Raw genomic sequence first — 11,819 nt, 5'->3', positions numbered from 1 at the left:
GCGCGGGCGGCGCTCGACCTCAAAACTACTCAAGCATGCCCGCCGGACACTGCCAGCTATCGCGCCATCACTGCCTTGAACAGATCCGACCCCAGCCAGCCCTCCAGCCAGCTCCGCACCCGCGGATAAGCCGCCTCGGCGAACCACTGCGGTTCGACCCCGGCAAACTGGCGCATCAGGGGCAGCAAGGCGGCATCGGCAAGGCTCGGGTGATCGGCCAGCAGGTACGCACGCCCTTCGAGCAAAGCCTCGAGCTCCACCAACCAGGCTTCGGCCTGCTGGCGGTAGTGCTCGCGGCTATGTTCGGGGTAGCGCTCGGCGTACTTGTACAGGTTCACCTGCGCCTTGAACGTGCTGTCGTTTCGGGCGATCAGCGCCTCAGCCTGTTGCGCCGCCGCAGGGTCGGCCAGTAGCTGCCAGTCCTGCGGGTCGTTGCGTTGCAGTGCCCAGCGCATGATGTCCAGGCTTTCTTCCAGCACACCTGCCCCGGTGTCCAGCACCGGCACCGTGCCCTTGGGCGACAAGGCCAGCAGCGCGGCGGGCTTGTGCTTCATCGCCACTTCTTCAATCTGCACCTCGCACCCGGCGTAGCGCAAGGCCAGGCGCGCGCGCATGGCCCAAGGGCAGCGGCGGAACGAGTAGAGGATCACCCGCACACCTCGACGTCACTCAGGCCGTTGCCCTGGCGGCGTACCTGGATCTGCACCGGGATCCGCTCATGCATCTCCTGCACGTGGGAGATCACCGCCACCTTGCGGCCTTGCGCCTGCAGGCCGTCGAGGGCATCCATGGCCAGTTGCAGCGACTCTGGGTCGAGGCTGCCGAAGCCTTCGTCGATGAACAATGATTCGATGCGCAAGGTGCTCGACGCCATCGACGCCAGGCCAAGGGCTAGGGCCAGCGAGACCAAGAAGGTTTCACCGCCCGACAGCGAATGCACCGAGCGCAGCTCGTCGCCCATCTCGGTGTCCAGCACCAGCAGGCCGAGGGCGCTGCCGCCACGTTTCAGGCGGTAACGACGCGCCAGCTGGCGCAATTGGCTGTTGGCATGGTGCAGCAGCAGGTCGAGGTTGTAACCCTGGGCGATCTTGCGGAACACATCGCCAGAGGCCGAGCCGATCAGCGCATTGAGCCGCGCCCAGCGCTGCCACTGCTGATGGGCGTGCTCGATTTCCGTGGCCAGGGCCTGGTACGCCTGTTGACGGCGCTGGTCTTCGGCCTGGGCGGCGCGCAGCTCGGCGCACTGCTGTTCATGGTTGGCCAGCACTTCGCGTAGCTCGAGCAACGACTGCTCCAGGTCTTCGGCCGTGGCTTCGACACTGGCTTGCGCGGCATGTTGCTGCAGCCGTTGTTCACGCTCCTGCAACAGTACGCGGCCTTGTTCGATAGCCTTTTCCGCCGCCTGCAGGTGCTGGCGCAGTTCAGCCATTTGCGCGTCGTCCATGGCCAGCAAGCGGTCCAGGCCACTGTCGTCCAGCTCGGGGTGTTCGGCGCGCCATTGGGCGATTTCCCCCTGCAACTGCTGGTGCTCCTGTTCGAGCGCCTGTTGGCGGGCGATGTTGGCCTTGAGTTCGCCGGCCAGTTGCAGGGCTTGGGTGCGGGCGTGTTGCAGGCGCTCGGCCGTTTCGGCCTCGCTTGTGCGGGCCTGCTCCACCTGCTGTTCCAGATGGCGCTGCCAGTCTTCGGCGCGCGGGTGATCACCGAGCAACTCGGCCAATGCGGCGCGGGCTTTTTCCATCTGCTCGGCCAGCCCGTTGATCTGCTGCTGCAGGTCTTGCTGGCGCTGCACGCGGGTGTGTTGCTGATCGAGCAGGCGCTCCAGCTGTTGCTGGCGTTGCTGTTGTTCCTGCAGTTCGTCCTTTTGCTGGTCCAGCTGTTGCTGGCGCTGGGCGATCTGCTGGTCAAGGCTGAGGAAGGCGTGCGCTGGCTCGTCGTGCAGTGCCTGCAACACAGGCGCTGGCAGCAGGGTGGCGAAATCAGCCAGGGCCTGTTCGAGGCGTTCCTGGTCGGCGGCCAGGGCTTGATGCTGTTGGTCCAGGCGGCGCTGGGCCTGCTGTTGGGCTTCGCTGGCAGCCTGCAACTGCTGGTTCAGGCGGGCGGCATCGCGTTGCAGGGTCAGCAGGGTGGCCTGGCGTTTTTCGTCGCGGGCGATCTCTTGGTCGAGGCGCTGCAACTGGCTGTCCAGCCAACCACTGCGGGCCTTGCCTTCATGGGCGCTGAGGGCGGGCCACAAGGCATGGGCGGCGAGTTGGCCGGCCAATGGCTGCAATTGCTCGTTCAGTTGCGCCTGTTGGTGCTGGTATTCCTTGATCTGGCCGTTGACCACACCCACCTGGGTACGCAGTTCGATCAGGCGGGAATTGAATTGCTCAACCTGAGCCAGGGCCGTGGCTTCTTCGGCCTGGTCATGCCGGCCAAGGCTCTGCAGCAGCGCTTCAGGCTGGTGGAAGGGGTGTTCGGCGCTGCCGCAAACCGGGCACGGTTCGCCATCGTGCAACTGCGCACGCAGTTCTTCGACGCTGGTGTTGCGTGCCAGGCGCTGGCGTTCCAGCAGTTGCCGGGTCAGTGCCAGCGCCTGCTCGGCGGCTTCCAGCTCGGCCTTGGCGGCAGTGCCTTCGCCAATCAGTTGCTGGCGTTGCTGCAGGGCCTGTTGCTGGCGTTCGCGCAGCGACTGAATACCCTGCTGCAGCTCCTGCTCGCGGGCGTGCAGGCGCGACAGTTCTTCCACGGCGCGTTGTTGCTTGCGGTTTTCTTGCAGCATGCCACCCAGCAGGTCGAGCTGCTCGGCCAGAGCCTGAGGCTCTGCTGCGGCTTCGCGGAACAACACGTCGAGGGCGTCGCGCTGTTCCTGCAGTTGCGCATTGGCCTGGCTGGCCTGGGCCTGCAGGCCGGGCAGCTCTTCGCGGCCCTGGTTCAGGCGGTTGCCGATTTGCAGCAACTGTTGCAGCTGCGGGCGATAGGCCTGCCAGGCGTTGGTCAGGGCGGCGAGGGGCGCACTGTCAGCCAGGGCTGCTTCAATGTGGGCCAGTTGCTGTTGGCCGCGCTGCTGGTGCTCGCCCAGCTGCTGCAATTGTTGCTGCAACTCGGCCGCGGCCAGGTCGGCCTGCTGGCCGGTTTCGCGCGCCTTGCCCAGTTCCTGTTCCAGGCGGGTGAGGGTGTCTTGCTCGGCGAACGCCTGGCGCAAGCGCGGGGCGTTTTCGCCTTGGCTGGCCTGGGCCTGGCTCAGCGCCTGGCGGGCTGATTCGAGGGCCTGCTCCAGTTCGCCGGTGCGGTTGTGCAGGTCGCTTTGCTGGCGCTGTTGTGCGTCGAGCTCGCTGGCCAGTGGCGCGCGTTGCGCGGCCAAGGCCTGCTGCCGGTGGAACTGGTGGCGCTGTGGCGCCAGGCGCTCCAGGCGTTGCAGGTCCAGGCGCTGTTCGGCCAGCTGCTGCCAGGCCTGTTCGGCGGCCTGCAGGGTTGCATGGGCTTCGGCCTGCTGGACCTGCAGCAGGCGCTGCTCATTGAGCCAGCCACGCTGTTGCTCCAACTGGCGCTCGCGCGCCTGGTCGGCCTTGAATTGCTGCTGCGCCTGCTCCAGGCGTTGGTCAAGCTCGGCGCGGGCTTCGGCCAGCAGCGGCAGCAGGTGGCTGGCACGGTCTTTCAGGGCGTTGTGCGTTTCACCGGCCTCGCGGGCCTTGCTGAAGGCGCGTTGGCCAAGGCGGGTGTAGATCGCCGTGTTGGTGAGCTTTTCCAGCAGCTCGCTGCGTTCCTTGTCGTCGGCCTTGAGGAACGCACCGAACTCGCTCTGGGCCAGCATCACTGCGCGGGTGAACTGCTCGAAGTTCAGGCCCAGGCGTGCTTCGACCAGTTGCTTGTATTCGTTCTTGCCGCTGGCCAGCACCTGCTCGCTGTCCAGGTCATAGAAGCTCTGGCGGCTGTGTTGCAGCTTGCCATTGGCCTTGTCGCGGGCGCGGTTGGCTTCCCAGCGGGCGCGGTAGCGACGGCCATCGATGCCGACGAAGTCGACTTCGGCAAAGCCGCTGCCCGTGCCGCGGCGCACCAGGTTGCGCGGGTCCGAGGTCGGGATCTCGCCGTCGGCGTCCGGTACCTTGGCTTCGCGGCCGATGTCGTTGAGCCGCGGCACGGTGCCGAACAGCGCCAGGCACAGGGCATCGAGCAGCGTGCTCTTGCCGGCGCCGGTTGGCCCGGTGATGGCGAACAGGCCGGCGCTGGCCAGGGGCTCGGCGGTGAAGTCGATGTCGATTGGGCCGGCCAGGGATGCCAGGTTCTTCAGGCGGATGGCGAGAATCTTCATGGCTGTTCCTCTTCCAACTGGACGTCCTGCAAGAGCAGGGCGAAATCGGCCAGGGCCTGCTCATCGGCGGGGTTGCCGTAAGCCTGTTCCCAGGCGCGGCTGAACAGGTCCTGCGGGGTCATCTGGGACAGTTCGACGAAGGCCAGGTCGTCGTCCTCGGCACTCGTGCGCCCGGCGTATTCGGCGCTGATGCGGATCAGCCGCACGGCCTTGCCTTGCAGCGCCCCCTCGACTTGCTGACGCAGGTCGGGTTGCGGTTCGTCCAGCACCACACGCACTTCGAGCCAGGGCTGACGATTGGGGTCTTCGAGCAAGTCGATCACCGGCAGCTCAGCCAGCTGTACCAGCAACTCGCCGAGCGGCGCCGGGCCAATGCGTTGCAGGGCCACGGCGCGGGGCACCAGGCGCGGCTCGACGCTGACCAGCTCGGCGCCGTCCAGCTCCACCTCCAGCACCTGGTGCGGGTAGTTGATTTCGGCAAACGACAGCGGGATCGGCGAGCCGCTGTAGCGAATGCGCGCTTCGCGGTTGACCTTCTGCGGCTTGTGCAGGTGGCCCAGGGCGACATAGCTGATGGCCTTGTCGAACAGCTTGGCCGGCAGGGCTTCGGCATTGCCGATGATCAGGCTGCGCTCAGAGTCCTCGGACACCGCACCCCCGGCCATGTGGGCATGGCTGATGGCGACCAGCGCCTGGTCCTTCTTGCGCTTTTGCTGGGCAGCGGCAATCAGTTGCTGGTGCACCTGGGTGATGCCGTGCAGGTAATCGTCACCCAACTGCGGGCCGGTCACTTCTGCCGGGCGCAGGAAGGGCAGGGCCAGGCACCAGGCGCTGACCTTGCCGCGGGCGTTGGTCAGCGGGATCAGCAGGCGCTCGGCATCCAGCTGGCCTTCATCGAGCCAGTGCACACGGCCCAAGGCGTGGGTGCGCAAGCGGCGCATGAGCGCAGCGGGCAGTTCGATGCGTGAGCCGGAGTCGTGGTTGCCGGCGATCATCACGATGTCCAGCTTGGGCTGTTGCTCATGGGCCTGGACGATGAAGTCGTAGAGGCGCTCCTGGGCTTTGACCGGTGGGTTGACCGTGTCGAAGATGTCGCCAGCGATCAGCAGCGCATCCGGCTGGCGCAGGTGCAGCTGGCCGAGCAGCCAGTCGAGGAAGCAGGCGTGTTCGAAGTCGCGTTCCTGGCCGTGCAGGCTTTGGCCCAGGTGCCAGTCGGAGGTATGAAACAGACGCATGGATGACCTGTTGGTGTCGAGTCGAGCAAGCGGGGGGCTTGGCTTGGATGATGGGCGTTGCGCAGGGGGGTATGGTAACTCAATGGTGGGGGGAGGGGGCATGGCTGGGGGGATGTTGGCGGATTGCGTGTGGGGGCGCATGTCTTGAGTTTTGCAGTGCCTATGAGATCGAGCGCCGCCCGCGCGGCGCTTCGCAGCACAAGGCTGCTCCCACATTTGTTTCGGGCCAGTGAGGCCTGGGAAATCTGCGCGCGACCGCCTTGTTTGTCCGTCTCGATATCAACGTGAGCACCACGGGGCCGCGCGCCCATGCCACAGGATTAATTGGCCCGAAACAGATGTGGGAGCAGCCTTGTGCTGCGAAGCGCCGCGCGGGCGGCGCTCGATCTGATAGGCGCTAAAAATACCCATGTCATGCACCCCAACCTCACCCCCACCCCTCATTTCGGATACAACGGCGGCAAGCTCCCGGTCTCCCCTGACGGCAGCAACACCTGCTCAGCCGGTGGAATCGTCCCGATCGCGCGCCACAAATCCTCACCCTGCCAATACTGCCCACTCTCGCTGTACAACGCCCCGTTCAACCCATCCAGCGCATCGGACAACGGCACGAACCGCGCAGCCATCTCCGCCAGGGTCTCCGGCTGCTGCCGCGCCCAGGCGTCCAGCGCTTGGCGTGTGGTCTGCGGGTCGTTGGCCTGGCAGGCGCGCTTGAGGTCGTCCAGCAGCGTGCGGGGGCTTGGGCCTTGTTGCGCGGCGCGCAGTACCGCGGGTTGTGAACGGGCACGCCACCACAAGGCGAAGCCCAGCAATGTGGTCAGGGCAAACACCAGCGTCGCCAGCTGCCACGGCCACAACAGGCTATTGCCCGCACGGGTGTCGCCGACCGGCGTGTCGGCGCTCAGGGCCGGGTTGTCCTGCACGCTCAGGGTGCGTGCCGGCAGGCTGGTGTGCTCCAGGTGGTCTTCGCGGGTGTTCCACCAGGCCACCTCCAGCGCTGGCAAGGCCAGTTCGCCGCTGTGGGTTGGCACCAGCGCTTCGCGCTCTTCGCGGTTGGCGGTCATGCCGCGCTCGTTGATTTCGTTGCGCAGCAGCGGCTGGTCGGGGTAGCGGCGCAGGCCGGTGATTTCGGTGGCCGGCAGCGGTGGCAGCTGGGTGCTGGACAAGCCGTCGGCGCGCAAGGTGATGTTGCGGGTGAGCGAATCACCGATCTGCGTCTGCTGGCTGCCCGGGTCGGGGTTCCAGTGTTCTTCAAGGGTCAGGCTGCGTGCCGGCAGCCAGGGCGCACCGGCTGGCCAGGCCGCTGGAATCGGGCTCACGTCCAAGCGCAGGGGCAGCGAGCTGACCTGGATCTGGCGGCCAGCACGCGGGGCGGCCGTGGCGGATTGTTCGTTGTCGGCGCTGGCAGCCGCGGTGGCGGTGAAGGTCAGCGCTGGCACTTCGAGGCTGCCACTTTGCTGGGGGTAGACGGCATAGCGGGTTTCGATCACCCCGTGGCGCACGCCGTTGATTTCTTTCTCGTAGGTGCGCGACTCGCCCAGTGGCTCGACCTTGGCGTTTTCCAGCTGCAGTGGGCTGAGGCTGCTGTCGTCATACAGCGCCACCGAATGGTAGATGCGCAAGGTCAGCACGGCCTGGGCCTGAACATAGACCTCGTTGCTGTCCAGGGTCGCTTCGATGAACACCTGGGAGGCGCTTTCCTGGCGGCTGGCATCGGCTTGCAGCACTTGCAGGTCGATGGCCTGGCTGCGCGACTGGCCCAGTTGCAGCTCCGGGATGCGCAGGCTGCCGCTGCGCCGTGGCAGCAGGGTGATGATCCAGCGGGTGCTGGCGCGGGTCTCGCCATCGAGGGTGTGCAGGCTGTTCAGCTGGCGTGTGCCACGCACTTCGAAGTCGCCTTCAAGGGCACGCAGGTCGGGTTTGCCGAACTGGGTCACGTCCTGGCTTTCGAGGGTCAGTTCCAGGCTTTCGCCGGCCTCCAGGCGGGTGCGGTCGACGCTGGCTTGCAGCATGGGCTCGGCCTGGGCCATGAAGGCCCATGAGACACCGAGCAGAAAGACGCCGAAGCGACTCATCGTGGATTGTCCTGATGCAATTGCTGTTCATACCAGAATTTGCGCCGCAGCAGCTCCGCCGGGTTGTCGGGGATCTCCCGCAGCCATTGTTCAAGGGCCTGACGCTGTTCGGCGTCGAGGTTGGTCGACACCGGGCGCTGGGGTGGCACGGTGACGCTGTCGTCGGCGCCCCCCTGGTTGCCGGGTGTGGCCTGGCTGTTGGTGCTGCCTTCGCCGGGTTCTTCGGCGTTGGCGGGTTCGTCATTGCCAGGGGTGCCCTGGGCCGGGCTGCTGGCCGAACTGCTGTTGCCTTCGGTTTCGCTGCCGGGTGTGCCTTGGGCCTCGTTGCTGGCGGGTTGTTCTTCGGCCTTGGCCTCGCGCTGTTGCAGCAGTTGCTGGACCAGTGCCTGGTTGTCCAGTGCTGGTTGCAGGTCGGGTTGGCGCTCCAGGGCCTGCTCGTAGGCGTCCAGGGCGGCTTCCAGCTCGCCACTGCGGGCCAGGGCATTGCCTCGATTGTAGTGGTCCGCTGCCGTGTTGCCTTGTGAGAATGCCTGGGCGGCTCCAGCGTAATCGCCAGCCTGGTACAACGCCATGCCGCGCCACTGTGGATTTTGGAAATGCCGTGCGGCGCTGGCCGGGCGGTTCTGTTCGAGCATGCGCTGGCCCTGCTGGTCGGGGCGCAGCCACAGGTCGTTGAACTCGAAGGCCTGGCTTGGCTGCGGCAAGGCCAGTAACAGGGGCAGGCAGAACAGCCAGCCGCGACGACCGGCGCAGGCCGCCAGCAGTAACAGCGGAATCAGCAGCCAGTAACCCTGGTCGGCCCAGCTGTCCAATTGCAGGGTCTGGCCGTCGCTGCGTGCGGTGCGCGGGGTGTCGAACAGGCCCAGGCCGCGCAGGTCGAGGTCGTCGACCCGGGCATTGCGGTAGCGCCCGCCGGTGCCGCTGACAAATGCCTTGAGGCTGGCGCTGTCCAGGCGCGGCAGCAGAATTGCGCCTTGGTCGTCTTTAAGGAATTCGCCATTGGCTTGTCGCACCGGTGCCCCATCTCGGCTGCCGATGCCCAGCATCAGCAGGCTCGGGCCCTGGCGGCCGAGGGCCTGCGTGATGCCCTCGCGCTCCGCTGCGCTGAGCGAGGAGCCGATCAGCAGCAGGCGCCCTTGCCCCAGGCCGCTCTGGGCCAGCAGGGCCAGGCCTTTTTGCACGGCCAGGTCGGCGCGCTGGCCGGGTTTGGGCATGATCGAAGGGTCGATCGCCTCCAGCAGGTTGCGGGTGGTGCCCAGGTCATCGGACAGCGGCACCAGGGTGTGGGCGGACCCTGCGTAGACGATCAGCGCGGTCTGGCTGTCGTGGCGGCGTTCGAGCAGGTCGAGGACCTTGCGCCGGGCCTGCTCCAGCCGGTTGGGCGGGCTGTCCTCGGCGAGCATCTGTGGGGTCAGTTCGAGCAGGATGACCAGCGGGTCGGCAGGGCGCTGCCGGCTCTCTTCCACGCGCTGCCAGCTGGGCCCGAGCAGGGCCAGCACCACCAGCGTCCACGCCAGGCCCAGCGCCACCCAAGGCAGTTTGCTGGTGCTGCCGCTGCCGCCCCCGAGCAGCACGGCGTGGAACGCGGGCGGCAGGATCATCTGCCAACGCCCGGCGCGTTTGCGTCGGTGCCACAGCTTGAACAGCAACCAGCCGAGCAGTGGCACTACCAACAGCCAGAGCGGGCGCAACCATTGTGGCCACAGGTCGATCATCGCCGTTTCCTCAGGCGCAGGCGTTTGAGGCGCTGGCGCCATTCCGGGTGCGGCTGCAGAAAGCGCGGTTTGCGCAGCAGGCGCTGCAAGCGGTTGTCTGGCCACTGCACGGCCACCACCAGCAGCACGCTGAGCAACAGTGCCAGGGCCAATGGCCAGGCGTACAAGGCCTTGGCGGTGCGCGCCTGGGTTGGCTGCTGAGCCACTGGCTCCAACTGGTCGAGGGCGTCGCCGATGGCGTTCAGTTCGGCGCCGTCGTGGGCGCGGAAGTAGGCGCCGTGGGTCAGCTCGGCAATTTCCTTGAGCGAGGCTTCGTCCAGGTCCAGGCTCGGGTTGAGGCCCAGCAGGCCGGGCGTGCCGCTGGCCTCGGGGTTGGCGCCGATGCCGATGGTATAGATGCGCACGCCTTCCTGGGCGGCCAGGCGGGCGGCGGTCAGTGGGTGGATCTGCCCGCCGTTGTTGGCGCCGTCGGTGACCAGCACCAGCACGCGGCTTTGTGCCGGGCGCTGGCGCAAGCGTTTGACCGCAAGGCCGATGGCATCGCCGATGGCGGTGTTCTTGCCGGCGATGCCGATCTGCGCTTCGTCAAGGAAGGTGCGCACGGTACGCCGGTCGAAGGTCAGCGGCGCCTGCAGGTAGGCCTGGCTGCCAAACAGGATCAGCCCAACCCGGTCGCCCTCGCGGTCCTGAAGAAAGTCGCCAAGCAGCGCCTTGACCAGGTCGAGGCGGCTGATTTCGTCGTTCTTCCACTGCATGTCGGGGAAGTCCATGGAGCCGGACACGTCCACCGCCACCAGCAGGTCGCGGCCGCTGGCGGCCACCGGTACCGGGTCGCCGAGCCATTGCGGGCGGGCCGCGGCCAACAGCAGCAACAGCCAGATGATGACAAAGGGCGCCTGCTGGCGCCAGGTGGGCAGGTTGAGCCTTGCCCTGCGTCCGGCCAGGCCTTCCAGCTCGTTCAGGAAGCCCACTTTGAGCACCGGCTCGCCACTGTCGGCGGCTGGCAACACCAGGCGAGCCAGCCACGGCAGCGGCAGCAGGGCGAACATCCACGGCCAGGCCAGTTCAAACATGCTTGCGGATCCAGGTTTCGACGGCCTGGCTAAGCCCGACGATGGCTTTGTCGTCGAGCTTACACTCAGGCTTGTAGGCGCCTTCGACCAGCACCATCCAACGCGTGAGGCCGGCGGCCGGGCAGCGGTTGTCGAGAAACGCCAGCCACTGGCGGCCGTTGAGTGTATGGCTGTTGGCGCCCGGGTAGTGGCTGCGGCACAGGCGCTTGAGCAGGGCATTGATCTGTTGCAGCCAGGCACCGGCCGGGGCGCCGTCATACGGGCGTGGCAGCTGGGCAAGTTCGGCCAGGGCGGCCACGCGTACCGGGTCGAGCGGTTGCTCGGCGCGCACGATGCGGCGTTTGCGCGGGCGCCAATGGCGTACGCGCCACAGGCCCCAGGCAAGCAGCGGCAGCAAGGCCAGCAATACCCACCAACCCGGTGCCGGTGGCCACAGGCCGACTGCCGGCGGGGCAATCAGCGGTTGCAACTGGTCCAGCGGGGTCATTTGCTGCTCCCCGGGCGCTGGGCGTTCAGGTATTCGCGCAGTTGCTCGATCATCTCGCTTTGCGTACTCAGCGGCATCAGCACCACGCGCAGCTTCTGTGCCATCAGTTCCCAGCGGGCGATACGTGACTCGGCCTGCTGGCGGTAAGCCTGGCGCAAGCTGGCGTCGAGGGTGTCGAGCTCCAGTTGCGCGCTGCGCTGGGCGAAGCGCAGCAGGCCGGCTGCGGGCAGGGCATGGTCTAGCGGGTCGGAGACCGGCAGCAGCAACAGGTCGCAGTGGCGCGAAAGCATGGCCAGGTGCTGTTCGACCTGGTCGGTCAGCGAGCGCTCGTCGCAGATGACGATCGCCAGGCTGCCAGGGCGCAGCACTTCACGCGCCCGGCGCAAGGCCAGGCCCAGGCTGTCGGCCTGGGGCGTGGCTTCGGTGTGCAGCGCCTGGTTGACCTTGGCCATGCGGTTAAGCAGCTGCAGCAGGCTTTGCTTGCTGCGCCGGGGTTTGATTTCGTGGTGCTCGTTGTCGCCAAACACCAGCCCGCCGATGCGGTCGTTGTGGCCCAGTGCCGCCCAGCCGAACAGGGCCGCAGCCTGGGCCGCCAGCACCGACTTGAACATCAGCCCCGAGCCGAAGAACAGCCGCTGGCTCTGTTCGACCAGGATAAAGATCGGCCGCTCGCGTTCTTCATGGAACAGCTTGGTGTGCGGCTCCTGGGTGCGGGCGGTGACCCGCCAGTCGATGTTGCGCACATCGTCGCCAGCCTGGTACACGCGCACTTGGTCGAAGTCCACGCCGCGCCCGCGTAGCTTGGAGTGGTGCAGGCCCACCAGCGGGCTGCGCTGGCCGGGCCGGGAGAACAGCTGGATTTCGCGCACGCGGTGGCGCATGTCGATCAGCTCGGCAAGGCCGATGCGGATGCCGGGTTCGGCCAGCTGCGCGGTGGGCATGG

At 67.0% G+C, this 11,819-nt stretch carries 8 protein-coding genes; all 8 read right to left on the bottom strand.

Going from position 1 to position 11,819, the window contains the following annotated elements; translation table 11 throughout:
• Positions 1-56: 56 nt before the first annotated feature.
• Positions 57-650, bottom strand: coding sequence for a glutathione S-transferase (locus AB7M33_RS00995; RefSeq protein WP_099430076.1), 594 nt, complete (start codon positions 648-650; stop codon positions 57-59).
• Positions 647-4,291, bottom strand: coding sequence for an AAA family ATPase (locus tag AB7M33_RS00990; protein ID WP_454242291.1), 3,645 nt, complete (start codon positions 4,289-4,291; stop codon positions 647-649). The genes AB7M33_RS00995 and AB7M33_RS00990 overlap by 4 nt, the downstream gene beginning before the upstream one ends.
• The gene (locus tag AB7M33_RS00985) at positions 4,288-5,526 is read right to left on the bottom strand and encodes an exonuclease SbcCD subunit D C-terminal domain-containing protein (protein WP_027596698.1); all 1,239 of its coding nucleotides are present in this window, start codon (positions 5,524-5,526) and stop codon (positions 4,288-4,290) included. The genes AB7M33_RS00990 and AB7M33_RS00985 overlap by 4 nt, the downstream gene beginning before the upstream one ends.
• 440 nt (positions 5,527-5,966) lie before the next feature.
• A complete protein-coding gene (locus AB7M33_RS00980) occupies positions 5,967-7,601 on the bottom strand; it encodes a BatD family protein (protein ID WP_454242290.1) in 1,635 nt (544 codons plus the stop codon).
• A complete protein-coding gene (locus AB7M33_RS00975) occupies positions 7,598-9,316 on the bottom strand; it encodes a tetratricopeptide repeat protein (protein ID WP_454242289.1) in 1,719 nt (572 codons plus the stop codon). The genes AB7M33_RS00980 and AB7M33_RS00975 overlap by 4 nt, the downstream gene beginning before the upstream one ends.
• Positions 9,313-10,389 (bottom strand): vWA domain-containing protein, encoded by a 1,077-nt coding sequence (locus AB7M33_RS00970; RefSeq protein ID WP_027596695.1) that lies wholly within the window; start codon positions 10,387-10,389, stop codon positions 9,313-9,315. The genes AB7M33_RS00975 and AB7M33_RS00970 overlap by 4 nt, the downstream gene beginning before the upstream one ends.
• Complete coding sequence (locus AB7M33_RS00965) at positions 10,382-10,876, bottom strand: DUF4381 domain-containing protein (protein WP_027596694.1); 495 nt, start codon at positions 10,874-10,876, stop codon at positions 10,382-10,384. Before AB7M33_RS00965 ends, AB7M33_RS00970 begins: the two co-directional genes overlap by 8 nt.
• A complete protein-coding gene (locus AB7M33_RS00960; protein ID WP_027596693.1) occupies positions 10,873-11,817 on the bottom strand; it encodes a DUF58 domain-containing protein in 945 nt (314 codons plus the stop codon). Before AB7M33_RS00960 ends, AB7M33_RS00965 begins: the two co-directional genes overlap by 4 nt.
• Between the last annotated feature and the right edge of the window lie 2 nt (positions 11,818-11,819).

It is taken from the genome of Pseudomonas sp. Y3 TE3536 (assembly GCF_053629175.1).
Note: the sequence above shows the minus strand (reverse complement) of the source record. Positions and strands in the feature narration are given on the sequence as shown.

What these genes read in the sequence shown, in the direction of transcription:
- AB7M33_RS00990 (WP_454242291.1), bottom strand. Translation starts at nt 4,291, where the DNA reads ATGAAGATTCTCGCCATCCGCCTGAAGAACCTGGCATCCCTGGCCGGC.
- AB7M33_RS00985 (WP_027596698.1), bottom strand. Translation starts at nt 5,526, where the DNA reads ATGCGTCTGTTTCATACCTCCGACTGGCACCTGGGCCAAAGCCTGCAC.
- AB7M33_RS00980 (WP_454242290.1), bottom strand. Translation starts at nt 7,601, where the DNA reads ATGAGTCGCTTCGGCGTCTTTCTGCTCGGTGTCTCATGGGCCTTCATG.
- AB7M33_RS00975 (WP_454242289.1), bottom strand. Translation starts at nt 9,316, where the DNA reads ATGATCGACCTGTGGCCACAATGGTTGCGCCCGCTCTGGCTGTTGGTA.
- AB7M33_RS00970 (WP_027596695.1), bottom strand. Translation starts at nt 10,389, where the DNA reads ATGTTTGAACTGGCCTGGCCGTGGATGTTCGCCCTGCTGCCGCTGCCG.
- AB7M33_RS00965 (WP_027596694.1), bottom strand. Translation starts at nt 10,876, where the DNA reads ATGACCCCGCTGGACCAGTTGCAACCGCTGATTGCCCCGCCGGCAGTC.
- AB7M33_RS00960 (WP_027596693.1), bottom strand. Translation starts at nt 11,817, where the DNA reads ATGCCCACCGCGCAGCTGGCCGAACCCGGCATCCGCATCGGCCTTGCC.